The following is a 19,353-nucleotide window of genomic DNA, read 5'->3' on the forward strand; positions in this document are numbered from 1 at the left end:
CCTCATTTCTACTATTAAAGTGAAACTTCCATCCTTATATACGAATGGAAGTTTTCATTATTTCGTATTACCTTTTCCTTACTCATGAATAACAAATGCCGCACCTTTTCGAATCTTCTTTTTTTCAAATAGGGAAATCTCCTTTACTTCTGGCAGCGGTAAAAAATGCTTTTCAAGCTCCATCTCCGCGAGCTTAAACGCCTGTTCTTCACTTTGAGCAACGACAACAATCGGAACAATACTATTTACTAACACAGCTTCAAATCGATATAAATCCATATTGTCCCTCCTAAGACGCTATTACTTCTTCTAGCACGTTATTTAACGCTATTTGTAATGTCTCTACACCAACACGGCCGACAAAATCATAAAACGTTTCAGCTGGTAATTTATTCTCTTTGAAATAACTTATAAATGATGCAAGTACATCAGGTAGATCCTCGCCATCTATTTTTCCTTTTAACTTTTGATTATAAGCACCACCATCTAACAACGTTCCACCTACATATATTTCAAATGCCTCAACAATTCCTTTTTCCTTCGTTTTCATTTTCACCCCTTGTAATCCAATGTCAGCAATTTGACGTTGACCACATGAATTCGGGCATCCTACCATATGAATACGAACCGGAACATCGAGTGCAATTTGTGTATCTAAGTATTCGGCGATTTTTCGCAATCTTTCTTTCGTTTCTACTAAAGCAAGATTGCAATATTCAATACCAGTACAAGAAACCGCATGACCAATAAACGATTTCGGACTTGCTGATATTGCTTCAAACAACGGCTCATTTAGTAAACCCGTCACATTTTTTGGCGGAACATTCGGAATAATGAAGTTTTGCGAATTACATGTACGAATTTGTCCATTTCCATACTGCTTAGCAATTCTTGCAATCTCAAACATTTCTTCTGCATGCAGACGTCCTACCGGCACATTAAAACCTACATATTTTAGTCCATCTTGTTTTTGGTCTTGGACACCATAGAAGTATCCCGCATTCCAACCTTTGAGAGCACTTTCCCCTTTACTTTGCAATGGTCCTGTATACTCTATTAGTTTCTCTTTAAACTTCTCTGCTCCCCAGTCTGCAACAAGAAATTTCAAACGGGCTAAATGACGTTTTTCACGATATCCAAAATCACGGAATATTGTAGCAATCGCAATCGCTACCGTCTTTACTTCTTCTGGTAAAACAAATACATCTAATTCATCAGCTAAGTATGGACGAGCTGATAATCCACCGCCTACTTTTATATGAAAACCAACTTTTTCCTCACCATCTATCTCTTTCTTTGCAGGTGTAAATGCAACACAGTTAATCTCTGCATTTGCTGAGTTATAAATGTTAGAACTAATAGACATTTTAAATTTACGTGGTAAGTTAGAAAACTCTTCATTATGTTGGAAGTAGTCATATACTTCTTTCACAATACCAGTTGTATCCAACAGTTCATTCGCATCAATACCCGCAAGTGGATTCCCTGTAATATTACGCGTTATATCACCACACGCTCCAGCTGAAGATAACCCCACTCGCGCTAACCTTTTAAAAATATCTGGAATTTGATGAATTTCTAACCAGTGAAACTGAATCGCCTGTCTTGTCGTAATATCTATTACGTCACGCCCATAATCCTCAGCGATAGAAGCAAGCACTTCTGCCTGTGCATTCGTAATAATCCCTGAAGGAATATTGACACGCATCATAAAATAACCAGCTTCTTTCGGTCTTTGTAAATACAACCCTGCCCATTTAAATGCGTCCCACTCTTCTTTCGGAATAGATTCGAATCCATTTTCAGCATAGTAAGGAATATCATTAAAGATTTCCAAACCATCTTTTTTTAACTTATTTTTCTCAGTCTGATTTAATTTTTCATTGTTAGCCCATACTTTTTCATAACTCATTTTTAAATCCCCCTATATAAAACTACGCTCTTGTAAGTACTTAACAATTTGTTCTGCACATTCTTCAATAGAATACTTATGCGTTTCTACAATTAATTCCGCTTGCTTTGGTTCCTCATACGGTGAATCAACACCTGTAAATTCCTTAATATCACCTTTTCTTGCTTTTTTATAAAGCCCTTTTGGATCACGTTTTTCACACTCTTCAATTGGACATTTTACAAACACTTCTATAAACTCATCTGCAGCTAATAGATCTCTAACTTGTTTTCGATCTACTCGAAATGGTGAAATGAACGCTGTAAGAACAACAGTACCTTGATCTACAAATAGTTTCGCTACTTCGCCAATCCGTCTTATATTCTCCATACGATCACTTTCAGAAAAACCTAAGTCTTTATTTAAACCGTGGCGTATATTGTCTCCATCTAGTACATAGTTTCCAATATTCTTTTCAAATAGTTTACGAGCAACCGCGTTCGCTACCGTAGATTTACCTGAAGCTGATAATCCAGTAAACCAAACTACAAAACTATGATGCCCATTTTTTACTCTTCTCTCATCTTTTGAAACAGATGCTGTATGCCAAGTAATATTCGTATCCATCTCATTCTCTCCCTATTCTGTTACTACTTCTTTTTTCAAACCTTTAATTAGTACTTCCACTACTTCTTTACGACTAAATGTACTTGGCGGAACCTCACCGTTTCTTAATAGTTCTCTTACTTTCGTACCAGATAAAATGACATGATCTTCTTTTCCGTGCGGGCATGTTTTCGTCGAAGCCATCGCTTCACATTTCGTGCAGTAAAAACTATGTTCAAAAAATAACGGTGTAATCCCTAACTCTTCCACTGTAAAGTTTGTAAAAATTTCTTGCGCTTCATAAGTACCGTAATAATCTCCTACCCCTGCATGATCGCGCCCTACAATAAAGTGCGTGCATCCAAAATTCTTTCTGACTAATGCATGAAATATCGCTTCCCTCGGTCCTGCGTAACGCATTGCTGCAGGAAATACACTTAAAAAGACACGCTCTTTCGGATAATAATTTTGAAGTAATACTTCATAGCTTTCCATCCTTACATCAGCAGGAATATCGTCCGACTTCGTTTCCCCAACGAGTGGATTTAAAAAGAGGCCATCTACAATTTCAAGAGCAGATTTTTGAATATATTCATGGGCACGATGCACCGGATTTCTCGTTTGGAATCCAACTACTGTTTTCCAACCACGTTTTTTAAATTCTTCTCTCGTTTCAATTGGATCTAAATGATAAGAAGGAAACGGATTATTTTCAAAACGTTTCGTAAGAATAGTTGCTCCTCCAACGTAAACGTTCGGTCTTTCGTATAATTTTTTCACTCCAGGATGAGCCTCATCCGTCGTTTTATACACTAGTAACGCTTCTTTTTCCTTATCTGGTACAAAAATATCTTCTATTTGAATGACACCATATACATTTCCACCGTTAACAAGTTTTACTTCTTCTCCAGCTTTTAGAGTCTCTGCTACTTCTTCTGTTACTGGTAATGTAATTGGTATACTCCATACGCTCCCATTAGCTAAACGAAGCGTTTCTACGACCGAATCATAATCTTTCTTTCCTAAAAAACCAGTAAGAGGGCTATATCCCCCTGTCGCTAATAGCTCTAAATCACTTAATGCAATGTTATCTAGCTGAATTTCTTTTTCAATTTGTGATACGTCGTATGTCTCGTCTACACGATTTATTAATTTGTTTACTGTACTCATTTTTCTATACCCTCTCTTAGCTTTATTTTCAAATTCATCTTATTGGTAATGAAGACCACATTCAGTTTTCACTTTCCCGGCCCATCTACCATCTCTCGAATCGCCACCCTCTCCTACAGGTAACGTACATTTCTCACACCCAATACTTGGATATCCAACATCATGCAATGGGTTATACGGCAAGCTATGTTTGTATACATATCGCCATACCTCTTTCCACGTCCAATGAATGAGCGGACAAACTTTAATAGATTGAAAGCGATGATCTTGATTTATAAACTTTGTATGCTTACGCGTTTCTGATTGTTCCCTCCTTAAGCCCGATATCCATGCTTTTTCCGCTGCTAATGATTTTTCTAACGGTAAAATTTTTCTAATTTTACAACAAAGATTCGGATTACTTTCCCATAATTTCTCACCATGCAGCTTCGCTTGTTCATCAAGTGTAAGTTCTGGCTGTTTTTCTATAATATTTAATGAAGGAAATCGTCCCCGCACTTTTTGAATTAATTCATACGTTTCTTGAAAATGAACATTTGTATCTAAAAATACAACTTTAGCAGATGGATTTACTTGGTTTATAAGATGCAGTAATACCATACCTTCTACTCCAAAGCTACATGCGTATACGATTTCATCTTTATACTCTTTATAAGCCCAACTTAAAACTGACAACGCGCCTTTCGTTTCATCTTCTTCCGAAAATGAAATGCCATTTTCATCCCACGTTTCATACGTCAACATGTTTTTTCCCCCTGTAAAAGCAAAAAGACGGTTTTAACCTCATAAAATAGGTTAAAACCGCCTCTAGTTTTTCTAGTCAGCGCTTTTTTTACTTTAAACGTACTTTTTCACTTTTCTCTAATTGAATGACTTTCCCATCTTGCACAACAATTGTAATTGAACCATATTTCATATCAGCAAGCATCGCTTGAATTTTCTCAGATACTTCCTCAAAATGTTCCCGTACGCTCACGCGAACAGCCCCCCTTTTTTATTCATAAAAAAAATCTTTCCCATTTCGAAAAGACTGTTCGGTAATATATTTTACCTTATCTTTCAAAATGGATTCCATTTTGCTGGATTTAGCACCTTGCTTTCTATAAGCAGGTTGCCGAGCTTCGTTGGGCCAGTTCCCTCCGCTTCTCTTGATAAGCTTTGTATTTGTATTTTATCACAATTCTGATTTTTTTCAATCCTAGTTTTCCGATATATTTTATTTATTTTATACCACCATTTAGAGGCCGTACAATTCTTACCTCAAAATCCAGCAAGAGAAAAGTGCCTTGCTGCCTGTAAACGCCCAATTGATGGGGACTAATAATTAGTGGGGAATGCCCACACTGATTATAGTTTCACTTTATAAAAAAGGAATTGCCCCTCAGAACAACTCCCTTTCCTTACTTAAACAAGTTCTTTAATACGTATGCGATCGTTCCCAATAATATTTTCATATGTTTCACGCTCTACAACAATTTGTGATGTTCCGCCTTTCGCGAAGACGACAGCTGGTCTACGAATCCGATTATAATTATTTGCCATCGAGTACCCATATGCCCCTGTACAAGAAATCGCTAGTAAATCGGCAGAAGCCACTTTCGGTAGAGTAATATCCCAAATCAACATATCTCCACTCTCACAGCACTTCCCAGCAATCGAAACGATTTCCGCATTCTCATCATTCCCTCGATTCGCTAACATCGCTTCATAACGAGCGTTATATAAAGCTGGTCTTAAATTATCAGTCATCCCACCATCCACTGATACATATTTCCGAATACCAGGAATGTCTTTCACAGATCCGACTGTATAAATTGTCGTTCCAGCATCACCTACAATACTACGGCCTGGCTCAACCCATATTTCTGGCAATGGATAATTACATACTGTAAATTGTTCTCTCACTGCATTTGTTACAGCTCGCACATATGTCTCAAGAGTTAATGGTGTATCTGACTCTGTGTAGCGTATTCCGAATCCTCCGCCCACATTTAGCACTTTTACTACATAGTTCGTTCGCTCTCTCACTTCTTCTAAAAATTGATGAAGAACTTCAATCGCTCGAACAAATCCAGCCGTTTCAAATATTTGCGATCCGATATGTGAATGAATTCCTAACACATTATAATTTGATTTTTGTAAAGCAAGTTCAATTGCTTGCATCGCTTGACCATTCGAAACGCCAAATCCAAATTTCGAATCATCTTGACCTGTTGTAATATATTCATGTGTGTGCGCCTCTACTCCAGGCGTTACACGAACTAATATGTTCACAAATTTCCCGTGTTGCACTGCTAAATCATGCAAAATTTCTAATTCCAAGAAATTATCTACGACAAAACAACCAACATTAGCCTGAAGAGCCATCACGATTTCTTCTTCTGTTTTATTATTGCCGTGAAAATGAATACGCGATGCTGGAAATCCTGCTTGAAGCGCAGTATATAATTCTCCTCCAGAAACAACATCTAATGACATATTTTCTTCACGAGCTACTCGGCACATCTCCATGCACAAGAACGCCTTGCTTGCATATGCTACTTGATAAGAGAAACCACTTTCTTTAAAAGCACGATGAAACGCGCGGCACTTTCCTCGAATAGACTCTTCATCGTATACATAAAGTGGTGTGCCGTATTGTTTTGCTAGCTGCGTCGTATCGCACCCTCCAATTTCTAAGTGTCCTTGCCCATTGATTCGGCTCGTGCCGTGTAAATACATTTGAATTCCTCCCTTATTTCCTCTAAAACTCATAACCCCAATCTTCTATTCATTGCAGCACGCTTTTAGATAGACAAAAAACGCGCGGAACAATGTTCACACGCGTTTCTTATTAGGAAAAATATATATTGAAAAAATAAACGAGTTGTTATCTCCTCAAAATAAGAAACCGCATCAACATCTCCAAATAGCTCTCCATAAAATAAATCTTATGACAGTACTACATTTATTCAATGCAGTCCCAATATATGAATAAGATGGTTATTCTTATATTTCGGCAATAGTCCCTTTCAACCTATGATCACAGATTCCATTAAATCTCCCATAGCTTACTCTTTCCTATCGCGGCCTCTACCTTTGAGAGTAGATGAGGTAAGTCTATTTAATTTTCAAACATCTAATTGTTGCTATTAACAATACCAAAGGACCATTTTATTTGTCAAACAATTTTTTATATTGTTTTTTTACAGTTTAGTTTTGTATCATCTGGTAAGCGCTTTACTAAAATCTTTGTCACTTCCCATTCGCCTTCTTCGTTATTAAATATAATCGTTACCTTCTCAAATGGTGGAGCAATTTTCCCAGCAACTCGTTCATACTTCGTCACTTCAATACTCGCTTGAAATAAATATGTACCGCTATACACTTTTTTTAAACTAATAATTTTAGGGCATTGATAAGGCTTCAAACTCCCATATTGTTTTTCAATCGCTTTATTTATTTTCGGAAATAAAACAGAATAAAGGGCATCTTCCATAAGAGGTGCATCATATTGGGCTACTGACACACTCGGTGAAGCAAAAAGTATAACACTACTGCATACTATAAAATATAATAATTTTCGCATTATAACCTCCGTATTATTACACGATTCTTTCTGCGCACGATAATTATCATACATAGAAACTCCGTTTTATTGTCTCCCTCTGCCCTTTTTCTACTCAATTATTATAAAAAAGCCCACAACTCTCTTTTATTTTCGTATAATGATACTCATAGTATAATAAACATAATAACAAAGGACTGTTCGTATATATAAAATGAGGCGCTAATCAAACCGGCCCACAAGAACTGTCATGCTTTTAGGAGAGGAGTATATTATGCTACAACGTCTGTTTCCAAAACTGCGATTCGCACTCATTGCAGTCGTTTTATTATGGATAAAAACATATATTGTGTACAAGCTAGCATTTGATATTAAAATTGATAATTTCTTTGAAGAATTTATGCTTTTTATTAATCCGCTAGCTGCGTTACTTTTATTTTTCGGTTTTGCTTTATTCGCATCTAAGCACCGAAACAGAATTATAATTGGAATCAGTTTTATACTGTCCTTTATTTTATTTGGAAATGCAATGTTTTATGGGTTTTATAACGATTTCGTTACGTTCCCAGTTTTATTCCAAACAAATAATATGGCTGATTTAGGGACGAGTATAAAAGAACTCTTTACGTATAAAACATTACTTTTATTTGCAGATGCAATTATTTTAATGTTTCTTTCGCGTAAATTTCCGGCATTTTGTGACAAGACGCCGCTTTCTCGCTCTGAGAAGCGAACTTTCTTTAGCGGTGTAACAGCTTTATTAGCACTACAAATTGTTGTTTCAGTTATTTATAAACCACAAATGTTCTCACGCTCATTTGATCGTCAAACAGTCGTGAAAAATTTAGGTTTATACACATATCATCTATTTGATATTACACTTCAATCTAAATCTTCGGCTGAACGTGTATTTGCAAGTGGTGACGGGTTCTCTGAAATTAAAAACTATACAGACTCAAAAGATAAGCAAGTTGATAAAAACTTATTTGGAGCTGCAAAAGGTAAAAATGTAATTTTGATTTCAATGGAATCTACACAAAGTTTTGTTATTAATAAAAAAATAAATGGAAAAGAAATCACTCCATTTTTAAATGAATTTATTAAAGATAGTTTTTATTTCGATAACTTCTATCATCAAACGGGACAAGGTAAAACTTCTGATGCTGAATTTATCGTTGAAAATTCACTTTATCCGTTAGACCGCGGTTCTGTATTCTTTACTCACGCAACAAATGAATATACAGCTACACCAGAGCAATTAAAAAAATACGGATATTCTTCTGCTGTCTTCCATTCAAACGATAAAACGTTTTGGAATCGTGATGTAATGTATCCTGCACTTGGATATGATCGTTACTTTAATTTAAATGATTACACAGGTACAGAACAAATGTCTGTCGGCTGGGGATTAAAAGATAAAGAGTTCTTTGAACAATCTATGCCAAAGCTAAAATCTTTACCGCAACCGTTCTATACAAAATTTATTACTTTAACAAACCATTTTCCGTTTCTTCTAAATCCAGAAGATCAATATGTTGATGAGTTTAATTCGGAAAGTGGTGTTGTAAACCGCTACTTCCCAACCGTTCGTTACACGGATGAAGCTCTTAAATTATTTATTAAACAATTAAAAGACGAAGGACTGTATGATAATTCTGTTATTGTCATTTATGGAGATCATTACGGCATTTCTGAAAACCATAACGCAGCAATGGCTCAGTTCCTTGGGAAAGACGCTATTACACCGTTTGATTCTATGCAATTACAACGCGTCCCTCTCATTATTCATGTACCTGGTCAAGAAGGAAAAATCATTTCTAAAGTATCTGGTCAAATTGATATTAAACCAACGCTACTTCATTTACTTGGTATTAAAACAAATCAATCCGTTGAATTTGGAACTGACTTATTTATTAAAGAAGAAAACCCACTTATGGTAATGCGTGATGGTAGCTTCGTTTCGGAAGATTATGTTTATACAAAGAACATGTGCTATAAACGAAATACAGGTGAAGAAGCAGACATTTCATTATGTCAACCGAATATTGAAAAAGCAAAAACTGAATTGAAACTCTCCGACAAACTCATTTATGGAGATTTATTACGTTTCGATCCTAACAATCGATATAAAACCGGAACAATGACAACGAAATTTGAGTAGTGCAAGAAGCAACTTTTATAAAAGTTGCTTCTTTTTTTACTTATTTTCCCAATCATTTCGCTATGAAATCTTTCACAAATTGGGAATTTCTTTCGTATGAGGAAGAAATTTATGGTATGATAAAATAAGTAAAATTTCATACACTAATTAAGAATTTATTACAGAAAGCAAGGGATCAGATTTTGTATAGAGCAGCTATTCCAAACTTATTTACGCTCGGAAATTTATATAGTGGATTCTTGTCAATCGGCTATGCATCTTTAGGATATTATAAATCAGCTGCTATTTTAGTACTTATCGGGATGATGTTAGATAGTCTTGATGGGCGTGTTGCTCGTTTATTACGTGTTGATTCACAAATGGGTAAAGAGCTTGACTCGCTTGCGGATGTCGTAACATTTGGTGCAGCACCTGCTGTTCTCATGTATTACACATCTTTCTCCAATTATGGAATCATCGGACTATACATAGCGGGACTATTCCCTCTTTTCGGAGCATATCGCTTAGCACGATTTAATGTAACACCATCTTCTACTTCAATGAAATATTTCACTGGGGTACCGATTACAGCAGCGGGAGGGCTTGTTGCTTTCTTAACATTATTTTCACATACCATTCCAAAAATCGTTCTTATTACAGTATTTGTAACGTTCGCATTTTTAATGGTGAGTCGTATTCGTATCCCGAGTTTAAAAGATGTACCAATTCCACGATATAGCATCATTATTACACTATTTTTAGTTGGGATCATTATCACAATGTACCAAACAGGGTTCGGTAATTTTTCTGTTTTCTTATTCATTGCTATTCCACTATATATTTTGTATATGCTATCTCAATTTCTTAGACAAAGACCATCTAAAAGAGCCAATAAAGAAAAATAAGAAAAACCTTCCGATTCCGGAAGGTTTCTTTTTATTTTGTAACTACTGCTTTTTGATTTACAGGTGTTACAGGCTCTTCACCGTTTAATACGGCTAAAATATTTCTTACTGCCATTTCAGCCATCGCATCACGCGTTTCGAATGTTGCATTTCCTACGTGAGGAGCAAGTACTACATTCTTTAATCCTTTTAGCTCTTCTGTAATCTTCGGTTCAAATTCAAACACGTCAAGAGCTGCTCCTTCAATTTCATTTGTTTTTAATGCATGAGCAAGTGCCGCTTCATTCATAATTGGTCCACGTGAAGCATTTACAATATACGCTGTTTTCTTCATCATTTTAAACTGTTCTTCATCAATCATATGATGCAATGTCGGATTATAAGCACAGTTAATTGTAATAAAATCTGCTGTTTGTAGTAATTCTTCCAATGTTACATATGTTGCTTCCAGTTCACTTTCAGCTTCAGGCTTTCGATTTGGTCCTGTATATAAAACTTTCATTCCAAACGCTTTTGCACGCTTTGCAACTGCCTTTCCGATTTCTCCAAGGCCAATAATTCCAATTGTCTTACCATGTACTTCGCGGCCTAAGAAAAATAATGGTGCCCATCCGTTAAATCCAATTGTACGACATAGCGTATCACCTTCAGGGATTCTACGTGCCGCTGCTAAAAGAAGAGCAAATGTTAATTCTGCAGTGGCTTCAGTTGATACTTTCGGTGTATTCGATACTATAATTCCTTTTTCGCCCGCATACGTGTAATCAATATTATCGTAACCAGCACCATAGTTTGCAACAACCTTTAAATTAGGTGCCGCATCAATAACTTCTTTTGTTACTTTTGTAGAAAGTAGGCTTAACAATGCATCTTTATCTTGTACACGCTCTGTTAATTCATCTAAAGAAATTAACGCCTCTTTATCGTACATTTCTACATCATGATCTTTTAATAGTTCTAATCCGATTGATGGAATTTTTCCTGCTACTAATATTTTCGCCACTACTAACACCTCTTCTATAAAAATAAGATATCTCTTATCTTTCATTGTAAGAAATCCACATATAAAAACCAAGGAATTTGATTATAGTTTTGAAAATCGACACTTTTCCATTAAAAAAGAGGAGATGCAAGTCTCCCCTCTTTTTACGCTTTTTCTTGCGATTCTTTTCCAAGCTTCACATCAATTGTTCCCTCTGCAACTGTATCGCTAATTTGCTCCTCAATAACTGACTGAGCGGTATTCGTTGTTTCAGAAGTATACGATTGTTGCTCTGCACCTTGTACATTTTGTTTCTTTTGTTGTTTTTCCATTTCTTACCCTCCTTTTTATTCTTTCTTATTTTGAACAAAAAGAAGGGTTTTCATCAAAAAATCATGTTCATTTTGAAATTGTTACTTCTTCTAGTAATCTCATCGTTCTTACTCGTTTCGTAAATGTAGCTATGTGAGTAATATCATGATTACGTAATGTCTTCATATTCTCTTCCACGTATTTTCCTAAATCATTCGGATAATGGGCATCTGAGGAGAGAGTAATCGGAACCTCATGCTTAGCTAATACTTGTAAATATAGCGGACTCGGACACATTTCGTGCACAGGATAGCGATAGTACAATCCCGCATTTATTTCCGTTGCCGTATTTGTTTCTACTAACGCACGCGCAATTTCCTTATAATAAGAAAGTTGTTCATTCTCATCTAACCGATAATTAAATACTTTTATGTTATCAAGATGAGCTATAATATCAAATAACCCAGAGTGAACTGCACACTCAACCGTTTTGAAAAACGTATCATATAAAGCGTATAAGTCATGTTCCTCAAAATATTCTTTCGTATCTGGATTATCAAATCCCCAGCCATTCAAAAAATGAACAGAACCAATTACATAATCAAAATCTCCTAATGCCAGTAAAGATTGTAATTCTTGTTCACCACCAATAAAATAATCCGCTTCAATTCCAAGTTTAAGCGTAACGCCTCTTTTACTCCATCTTTCTTTCGCCTCTTCAATTGCTTTTGTAAAATCATATAGTGACGCTATCCTTACTTGGTCTAACCATTCCTTCTGTAAACGTCCCAGCTTGGAATCACTAATATCGACATATTTTTCATAGTATTCTTTTGCTTCATAAAAACGGTATAAATGATCGACAATACCAACTTCTTTTATACCTTTTCGCAGCGCTTCTTCTAAATATAGATCAATCCATTTCGTTGTAAACGGCCCTTCTTTCACACGTTTTTGCAGGCGTTCTTGTGTTTTCACAAGCCATTCCATAGAATGTTTTTTTTCTTTAAGCGGTTCATATTGTTGTAGGGCTTCATTTATTTTAGCTAGCCATCCTATTGAATATGGTCCTTCTTCTAAATGAATGTGATAATCCACCTTCATCTACATTTCCCCCTTATAAAGTATCTATTTCTCTTCTGTCCCCTACTCTCGAAAGCTTCCCATTTCTTTCTGTCACTTCCTCCATAATATCTTCTAACGATATATTTTTTTCGGCTAATAAAACGAAGCAGTGATACAATACATCTACCATTTCTTTCACTAATTCTTCTTTGTCATTATTTTTAGATGCGATAATTACTTCCGTGCATTCTTCACCAATTTTCTTTAAAATTTTATCTTCTCCCTTTGAAAATAAGTAATTTGTATACGATTCAGGAAGTGGATTTTCCTTTCGTTCTTCAATTGTTTCAAATAATAATTTAAAGGCATTTTCCATATGTATCCCCCTATATAATTTTGTAGTGAAAACATGTTTTCTCTCCCGTATGACAAGCAGGTCCCACTTGCTTTACGACAACAACGATTGAATCTTGATCACAATCTAAATAAAGAGATTGCACATATTGGACATTTCCTGATGTTTCTCCTTTATTCCATAACGATTGTCTTGAACGAGAATAAAACCATGTTCTTTTCGTTTCTAGCGTTTTTTCATATGCTTCTTCATTCATATAAGCTAACATTAAAACTTCTTTTGTCCCTTCTTCAATTACAACTGCTGGTAGTAATCCTTTTGAAAAGTTAGGTTTCATAACCGCACCTCAACGTTTTCATTTCTTAATTTTCTCTTTACATCCTGCACTGTCGCCTCACCATAATGAAAAATGGATGCTGCAAGTGCTGCATCAACTGTTGTCTTTTGAAAAACTTCTATGATGTGATCAGCATGACCACATCCACCTGACGCGATGACTGGTACGGAAACACCGTTTGAAATTTCTTCTGTTAAACGAAGATCATATCCGTTTTTCGTTCCATCGGCATCCATACTCGTTAACAAAATTTCACCTGCCCCTAGCTCGGTAACACGCTTTGCCCACCCGATTGCATCCATTCCCGTATCAACTCTTCCGCCGTTCACATATACATTCCACTTATCTTCTGCTACTTTTCTAGCATCAATTGCTACGACAATACATTGTGATCCAAAGTGTTCTGCCCCTTCTTCAATTAGCTTTGGATTTCGCACTGCCGCTGAGTTGATTGAAACTTTATCTGCTCCGGCTCTTAGTAAATTGTACATATCTTTAACACTTGAAACCCCTCCTCCAACTGTAAGAGGAATAAATACTTTTGAAGCTGTTTTTTCTACAACATCTATAATCGTTTTTCTTCCTTCATACGTTGCCGTAATATCTAAAAATACAATTTCATCTGCTCCCGCATCATTATATAAAGCAGCTATTTCAACAGGATCACCGACGTCTTGTAATCCTATAAAATTTACCCCCTTTACGACTCGCCCTTCTTTCACATCTAGACATGGAATAATGCGTTTCGCTAACATAACTTTGTTACCTCTAACACTTCTTCTAAATCAATCGTTTTCTCGTAAAGAGCCTTACCAATTATGACGCCGTATATATTCATATCATTTAATTTTTTCACATCTTGTATAGATGCCACTCCTCCAGAAGCAACAAGACGAATGCCCACGCTTTTTTGTAGTAACTCTAATTGCTCTACATTCGGCCCTGCAAGTGTCCCGTCTTTCGAAATGTCTGTAAACACAATCGTTTGAACACCTACATTCTCCATTTGCTTTGCTAAATCAATGTAAGAAATTTCAGATACATCAAGCCAGCCTCTCGTTGCTACGAAACCATTTTTCGCATCAATTCCAACAATGATTTTTTCTTTATATAGAAGAACTGCTTCTTCTAAAAATGTCCTATCATAAAGAGCAGATGTTCCTAAAATCACTTTATCTACACCTACTGACAATAACTTCTCTACCGCTACAAGTGATCGAATTCCTCCTCCAACTTGCACTGGAATACATACTTCCTTGCAAATCCTTTCAATAACGGACAAATTTACTGACTCTCCAGCAATTGCACCATCTAAATCAACAATGTGTAGTGTTTTCGCGCCCAATTTTTCGAATATAATCGCTTGCGCAACTGGATCTTCATTCATTACTGTTTCTTTACTAAACTCTCCTTGATACAGTCTAACGCATCGTCCTTCTTTTAAATCGATAGCTGGGAAGATCTCCATGCTTCTACCACCCCTTTGAAATTTTTCAACATTTGCATTCCAATGTCACCACTTTTTTCAGGATGAAACTGTGCGCCGTATATATTTCCTTTTGCTACAAAACCAGGTACTTTCACTCCATATTCACTTATCCCATACACAATCTTATTTGGACAATCTGCATAATAAGAATGGACATAATATACATAAGAACCATCTTCTACTCCATTCCAAAGCGCTATTTCCCCCTCTTTCTTTAACTCATTCCATCCCATATGTGGAATTTTATAAGGAACCTTTAACTTTCGAATCACACCTGGTAATAAACTTAATCCGTTACAGTCTTGTAGTTCCTCACTTTTTTCAAATAAAAGCTGCATTCCTAAGCAAATGCCAAGAAGCGGTTTTCCTGAACGCCCGACCTCTTTTAACACACAAGCTAAATCTTTTTCTTCCAATACATCCATCGCTTTTGGAAATGCACCTACTCCTGGTAAAATCACTCCATCACTTCTAAGAATCTCTTCTTTATCACTCGTTACGATGTACTCTGCTCCAATATATTTTAATGCTTGTTCTACACTACGAATATTTCCCATTCCATAATCTATAATGGCAATCAATTACAACATCCCTTTCGTTGAATTTACACCAGTAATGTTGGCATTTCTTTCGACTGCTTCTCTAAGCGCTCTACCAAACGCTTTAAATAACGCTTCAATTTTGTGATGTGTATTGCTTCCGTATAAAATGCGAGCATGTAATGTAATATTGGCAGCATGAGCGACTGCCCTAAAAAATTCTTCTGTTAGTTCTGTATCAAAATCCCCTAGCTTCGGATTCGTTAATTCTCCTTGAAATACAATATATGAGCGCCCGCTAATATCAATTGCGACAAAACCTAAAGATTCATCCATCGGTACATATGCTGAGCCGTACCTGTTAATCCCCTCTTTATTTTGCAATGCTTCTTTCAAACAATTTCCGAGTATAATTCCAACATCTTCAACTGTATGATGCGCATCAACGAATACATCACCTTCCGCCTCCACTTGTAAACCGAATCTTCCATGCCGTGCAAATAAAGTTAGCATATGATCAAAAAATCCAACTCCCGTTTGTACAGAAACGCTCTTGCCTTCATCAAGCTGCAAACTTAATTTTATTTTTGTTTCTGTCGTCTCACGTATTTGACTGGACTCACGCATTATTCTTCCTCCTCAAATCTTATTTGAATTGCTCTCGCATGTGCATGTAACCCTTCTTTATTGGCAAGTTCTACAATATGATGTTGTACATCTCTTAACGCTTCCTCCGTATAAGACAGAAAGCTTGATTTTTTTACGAAATCATCGACTGATAGCGGTGAGAAAAACCTTGCCGTTCCACTTGTCGGTAACACATGATTCGGCCCTGCTAAATAATCACCTAGCGGTTCCGGTGCATATGGTCCCAGAAAGATAGATCCTGCATGTTTCACATAAGCTAGAGCATTCATCGGTTCTTTTATATGTAACTCTAAATGTTCTGGAGCGATTTCATTCGATAATTGTAGTGCCTCATCTAAAGAAGGAACGATAAAAATAGCTCCATTTCTATTTATCGATTCACGTGCAATTTCGCTTCTTGTTAATGTTTCTAACTGTCTTTCTATCTCTTTTTCTACTTCTTTTGCTAACTCTATATTCGTTGTAATACAAATTGCCGTTGCTCTCTCGTCATGTTCTGCTTGTGATAATAAATCAGCAGCGATATATTTTGCATTGCCGGTTTCATCAGCAATAACTACAATTTCTGACGGTCCAGCAATCATATCAATATTTACGATTCCGTATACTTCTCGTTTCGCCAGAGCGACGTACAAATTTCCTGGTCCAACTATTTTATCCACTTTCGGAATCGATTCCGTCCCATATGCTAAAGCAGCAATTGCTTGCGCACCACCTATCGTATAAATTTCATCTACTCCTGCAAGGCTTGCAGCCGCTAATATATGAGGATCCATTCCCCCTTGCCTTGGTGGTGTCACCATTACAATCTTTTTCACACCAGCGAGTTTTGCTGGCAATACATTCATTAATACTGACGAAGGATACGAAGCAGTTCCGCCTGGCACATATACACCTACATTTTCTAACGGCCGAATGATTTGTCCTCTAATGATGCCTTCACTCACGCAATCGAATATGGATTGCCTTTTTTGCTTTTCGTGATACGAAATAATGTTTTTCTTCGCCTCTTGTAACGCTTCTAAAAATGAATTCTCTACAAACGTACTCGCTTGTTTTATTTCTTCTTCACTTACACGAAACTCTTTCATCTCCACACCATCAAACTTTTTTGTATAAAAAGATAGGGCCTCATCCCTACTCTCCCTCACATTTTGAACGATTTCACTTACACTTCTTTGAACAGTTTCTTCTATTATATTGGCGTTTTCTCGTAGCAATTTTATTTTTGATAGCGCCTGTTGAAAATCTTCACAAACTATCTCCATTACAAGTCCCCCTATTTTTCTGACAAAATTTCTTGCTCCATCACATTTACAATACTGAATATTTCGTCTTTTTTAGTTTTTAATGCAGCCTTATTTACAATCATTCGAGCAGATATAGAACACATTTCCTCAAATACAATAAGTCCATTTTCTTGTAATGTTTTTCCTGTTTCAACAATATCAACAATCGCATCTGCCAATCCCAGAATAGGAGCGATTTCTACAGAACCTTCTATTTTTATAATTTCTACATCCTCTCCTTTATCATGAAAATAGTTAGAAGTAATATGTGGATATTTCGTCGCAATACGTTTCTTCCGGTAACTCTTTGGGTTATAAGTAGGAATAGAAGCAACACAAAACTTACACACGCCTACTCCTAAATCCAACATTTCATAAATATCTTTCTCGTTTTCCATTAAAATATCTTTTCCAACGACCCCAATATCAGCTACTCCATGTTCTACATAAGTAGCAACATCTACTGCTTTCACTAAAATAAATGAGATATCTGTATTTTTACTTTGAAAGACAAGCTTTCGTCCTTTATTTTTGAGCTCTGAACAATCAATTCCAATCTGCTCAAAGAGTGGAATCACATGTTTTTCTAATCTTCCTTTCGTTAACGCAATTTGAATGTTACGCATGAAGTTTCTCCTTCTTTCTGGACTACCCATTTCTCTTTCCATACATATTCCACTAACGATTCGTTCTTTGCCTCAACGACCGTTACTATTTGATTTTTTCTTGCAAATTGAAAGGTGTCGTTTACATTAGAGAATAAAGATAGCTCTACTTTTTTCCCGTCCTTTTGAAGTAAATTTCGTAATCTTTCCGCTTCTGCTAATCTATTTAACTCATAATGAATGATAATATCTATTCTCTTTCTTTCATATGGTTTTTGCTGCTCTTGCAGCGCCTTCACAATTTGATTGACTTGCACCGCGAGTCCAACGGCCGGCTGCATTTCCCCAAAATTCCCAATTAACTCATCATATCTTCCGCCACTAACAATTTCTTCTCCAATTTCATATATATACCCTTTGAAAATAACACCTGTATAATAATCCAAATGTTGAATCATACCTAAATCAATTGATATGTAAGATCCATAGCCTAGTTTTTCAATTGCTTCATATATATCTTTCACTCTTGCAATAGCCATTTTCATTTCATTACTTGAGGCGAGTTTTTCTGCTTCCTCAATCACTTCTAAATTCCCAAATAGCCTTGGTAATTTCTCAAGTAATCTTACGGTTTCATCACATCGATCTAATTTCTTTTCTCTAATAAAATTTGATAGAGCAGCATAATTTTTACTTTCTATATACGTTCTAAGTACTTTCTCTTCTTCTTCATGAATGGAGAGCTTTTTTACAATACATTTATATAACTGCACTTGCCCAATCTCTATGGTAAAAGATTTCACCTTCACCTTTTGAAGTGATTGAATGACGCTTATAACACATTCAATTTCAGCTCTTACATTATCAATCCCGATAATTTCAATACCACTTTGCACAATTTCATTATATTTTCCGGTAAGGGACTCATTCGCTCGAAATACATTCCCACTATACGTCAGTTTAAGCGGCGTATCCCACCTCTGCGTTCCCATTACTCTCGCTAAAGGAATTGTCATATCTGGACGCAAGACGATAATCCGTCCCTTTTCATCAAAAAATTTATACATCTTTTCTTCATCTATCGGCCTGCTTTGAAAGGCAAAAACATCATAAAATTCAATTGTAGGTGTCCTTATTTCCTCATAACCTCTCTCTAAAAAAGTACGTCTTAATTTTTGCTCCACTTCTTCAATTAACGTACATTCTTCGAATAAATAGTCTCTCGTTCCATTTGGGTTTGCCCGTTTCCATTTTGCCATCTAAATGCTCACACCTTTCCCTTTCTAATGTATGCCTATTTCATTCACCTAAACCGAAAATAAAAAGAGCCTTGTAGACAAAATACCTACAAGGCTCTTTAGTAGAGTGTAGGTACAACGGGAATAACCCTTGTGCCTACACGTTTTCACGCTAGGTTCAAGGGCTTTATGTATGATGATGTAGTTGTGTAAGCATTTCAATAGATTGCACGAT

At 36.2% G+C, this 19,353-nt stretch carries 22 protein-coding genes and 2 riboswitches; of the genes, 2 read left to right on the forward strand and 20 right to left on the reverse strand.

Annotated elements, in window-relative coordinates; all coding sequences use genetic code 11:
• Window positions 1-78 precede the first annotated feature (78 nt).
• From QCI44_RS20960 to QCI44_RS20995, 8 genes are all read right to left on the reverse strand, one after another.
• Window positions 79-279 carry a DUF3906 family protein gene (locus QCI44_RS20960; RefSeq protein WP_000366917.1) on the reverse strand — a complete coding sequence of 67 codons (201 nt, stop codon included), beginning with the start codon at window positions 277-279 and terminating at the stop codon, window positions 79-81.
• Between the two features lie 10 nt (window positions 280-289).
• Window positions 290-1,912: a nitrite/sulfite reductase gene (locus QCI44_RS20965; RefSeq protein WP_016133982.1), complete on the reverse strand. Its 1,623-nt coding sequence runs from the start codon at window positions 1,910-1,912 to the stop codon at window positions 290-292.
• A 12-nt stretch (window positions 1,913-1,924) separates the two neighbouring features.
• On the reverse strand, window positions 1,925-2,518 hold the full coding sequence (cysC, locus tag QCI44_RS20970; protein ID WP_016133981.1) for an adenylyl-sulfate kinase: 594 nt from the start codon (window positions 2,516-2,518) through the stop codon (window positions 1,925-1,927).
• 12 nt (window positions 2,519-2,530) lie between these two features.
• Window positions 2,531-3,667 carry a sulfate adenylyltransferase gene (gene sat, locus QCI44_RS20975; RefSeq protein WP_016133980.1) on the reverse strand — a complete coding sequence of 379 codons (1,137 nt, stop codon included), beginning with the start codon at window positions 3,665-3,667 and terminating at the stop codon, window positions 2,531-2,533.
• Window positions 3,668-3,706: 39 nt separating this feature from the next.
• Complete coding sequence (locus tag QCI44_RS20980) at window positions 3,707-4,411, reverse strand: phosphoadenylyl-sulfate reductase (RefSeq protein ID WP_016133979.1); 705 nt, start codon at window positions 4,409-4,411, stop codon at window positions 3,707-3,709.
• Between the two features lie 88 nt (window positions 4,412-4,499).
• Window positions 4,500-4,643 carry a YezD family protein gene (locus tag QCI44_RS20985; protein ID WP_000116163.1) on the reverse strand — a complete coding sequence of 48 codons (144 nt, stop codon included), beginning with the start codon at window positions 4,641-4,643 and terminating at the stop codon, window positions 4,500-4,502.
• A gap of 73 nt (window positions 4,644-4,716) precedes the next feature.
• A riboswitch (SAM riboswitch) is annotated at window positions 4,717-4,825 on the reverse strand.
• 246 nt (window positions 4,826-5,071) lie between these two features.
• Window positions 5,072-6,388 carry a diaminopimelate decarboxylase gene (lysA, locus tag QCI44_RS20990; RefSeq protein ID WP_016133978.1) on the reverse strand — a complete coding sequence of 439 codons (1,317 nt, stop codon included), beginning with the start codon at window positions 6,386-6,388 and terminating at the stop codon, window positions 5,072-5,074.
• 180 nt (window positions 6,389-6,568) lie between these two features.
• Window positions 6,569-6,750, reverse strand: a riboswitch (Lysine riboswitch).
• 89 nt (window positions 6,751-6,839) lie between these two features.
• Window positions 6,840-7,235, reverse strand: coding sequence for a DUF3888 domain-containing protein (locus QCI44_RS20995; RefSeq protein ID WP_033659649.1), 396 nt, complete (start codon window positions 7,233-7,235; stop codon window positions 6,840-6,842).
• Between the two features lie 253 nt (window positions 7,236-7,488).
• Between QCI44_RS20995 and QCI44_RS21000 the strand changes: the two genes are divergently transcribed.
• Together QCI44_RS21000 and pssA are read left to right on the forward strand one after the other, a co-directional pair.
• Complete coding sequence (locus tag QCI44_RS21000; protein ID WP_016133977.1) at window positions 7,489-9,375, forward strand: LTA synthase family protein; 1,887 nt, start codon at window positions 7,489-7,491, stop codon at window positions 9,373-9,375.
• A gap of 182 nt (window positions 9,376-9,557) precedes the next feature.
• Complete coding sequence (pssA, locus tag QCI44_RS21005; RefSeq protein WP_000285422.1) at window positions 9,558-10,259, forward strand: CDP-diacylglycerol--serine O-phosphatidyltransferase; 702 nt, start codon at window positions 9,558-9,560, stop codon at window positions 10,257-10,259.
• Window positions 10,260-10,290: 31 nt separating this feature from the next.
• On the opposite strand, the gene QCI44_RS21010 is transcribed toward pssA, so the two are convergent.
• The 12 genes from QCI44_RS21010 to hisZ all read right to left on the reverse strand — a co-directional run bounded on the left by QCI44_RS21010 (window position 10,291) and on the right by hisZ (window position 19,139).
• Entirely contained in the window at window positions 10,291-11,262 is a 972-nt protein-coding gene (locus tag QCI44_RS21010; protein WP_088083471.1) for an NAD(P)-dependent oxidoreductase, read from the reverse strand.
• Between the two features lie 143 nt (window positions 11,263-11,405).
• Window positions 11,406-11,573 carry a DUF4025 domain-containing protein gene (locus QCI44_RS21015; protein WP_016088715.1) on the reverse strand — a complete coding sequence of 56 codons (168 nt, stop codon included), beginning with the start codon at window positions 11,571-11,573 and terminating at the stop codon, window positions 11,406-11,408.
• Window positions 11,574-11,640: 67 nt separating this feature from the next.
• Entirely contained in the window at window positions 11,641-12,657 is a 1,017-nt protein-coding gene (locus tag QCI44_RS21020; RefSeq protein ID WP_088083470.1) for a histidinol phosphate phosphatase domain-containing protein, read from the reverse strand.
• A gap of 13 nt (window positions 12,658-12,670) precedes the next feature.
• Window positions 12,671-12,994, reverse strand: coding sequence for a phosphoribosyl-ATP pyrophosphatase (gene hisI / locus QCI44_RS21025; RefSeq protein WP_016088717.1), 324 nt, complete (start codon window positions 12,992-12,994; stop codon window positions 12,671-12,673).
• A 10-nt stretch (window positions 12,995-13,004) separates the two neighbouring features.
• On the reverse strand, window positions 13,005-13,310 hold the full coding sequence (gene hisI, locus QCI44_RS21030) for a phosphoribosyl-AMP cyclohydrolase (RefSeq protein WP_016088718.1): 306 nt from the start codon (window positions 13,308-13,310) through the stop codon (window positions 13,005-13,007).
• Window positions 13,307-14,065 carry an imidazoleglycerol phosphate synthase cyclase subunit gene (gene hisF, locus QCI44_RS21035; RefSeq protein WP_088083469.1) on the reverse strand — a complete coding sequence of 253 codons (759 nt, stop codon included), beginning with the start codon at window positions 14,063-14,065 and terminating at the stop codon, window positions 13,307-13,309. The genes hisI (QCI44_RS21030) and hisF overlap by 4 nt, the downstream gene beginning before the upstream one ends.
• Window positions 14,059-14,778 carry a 1-(5-phosphoribosyl)-5-[(5-phosphoribosylamino)methylideneamino]imidazole-4-carboxamide isomerase gene (hisA, locus tag QCI44_RS21040; RefSeq protein WP_016088720.1) on the reverse strand — a complete coding sequence of 240 codons (720 nt, stop codon included), beginning with the start codon at window positions 14,776-14,778 and terminating at the stop codon, window positions 14,059-14,061. Before hisA ends, hisF begins: the two co-directional genes overlap by 7 nt.
• Window positions 14,751-15,380: an imidazole glycerol phosphate synthase subunit HisH gene (hisH, locus tag QCI44_RS21045; RefSeq protein WP_016133972.1), complete on the reverse strand. Its 630-nt coding sequence runs from the start codon at window positions 15,378-15,380 to the stop codon at window positions 14,751-14,753. Before hisH ends, hisA begins: the two co-directional genes overlap by 28 nt.
• Complete coding sequence (hisB, locus tag QCI44_RS21050; protein WP_088083468.1) at window positions 15,381-15,965, reverse strand: imidazoleglycerol-phosphate dehydratase HisB; 585 nt, start codon at window positions 15,963-15,965, stop codon at window positions 15,381-15,383.
• Complete coding sequence (gene hisD, locus QCI44_RS21055; protein WP_353811430.1) at window positions 15,965-17,254, reverse strand: histidinol dehydrogenase; 1,290 nt, start codon at window positions 17,252-17,254, stop codon at window positions 15,965-15,967. The genes hisB and hisD overlap by 1 nt, the downstream gene beginning before the upstream one ends.
• An 11-nt stretch (window positions 17,255-17,265) precedes the next feature.
• Complete coding sequence (gene hisG / locus QCI44_RS21060; RefSeq protein WP_353811431.1) at window positions 17,266-17,901, reverse strand: ATP phosphoribosyltransferase; 636 nt, start codon at window positions 17,899-17,901, stop codon at window positions 17,266-17,268.
• Window positions 17,877-19,139 carry an ATP phosphoribosyltransferase regulatory subunit gene (hisZ, locus tag QCI44_RS21065; protein WP_088083467.1) on the reverse strand — a complete coding sequence of 421 codons (1,263 nt, stop codon included), beginning with the start codon at window positions 19,137-19,139 and terminating at the stop codon, window positions 17,877-17,879. Before hisZ ends, hisG begins: the two co-directional genes overlap by 25 nt.
• Window positions 19,140-19,353: the final 214 nt, after the last annotated feature.

This window comes from Bacillus cereus group sp. RP37 (assembly GCF_040459695.1).
GTDB lineage: Bacteria > Bacillota > Bacilli > Bacillales > Bacillaceae_G > Bacillus_A.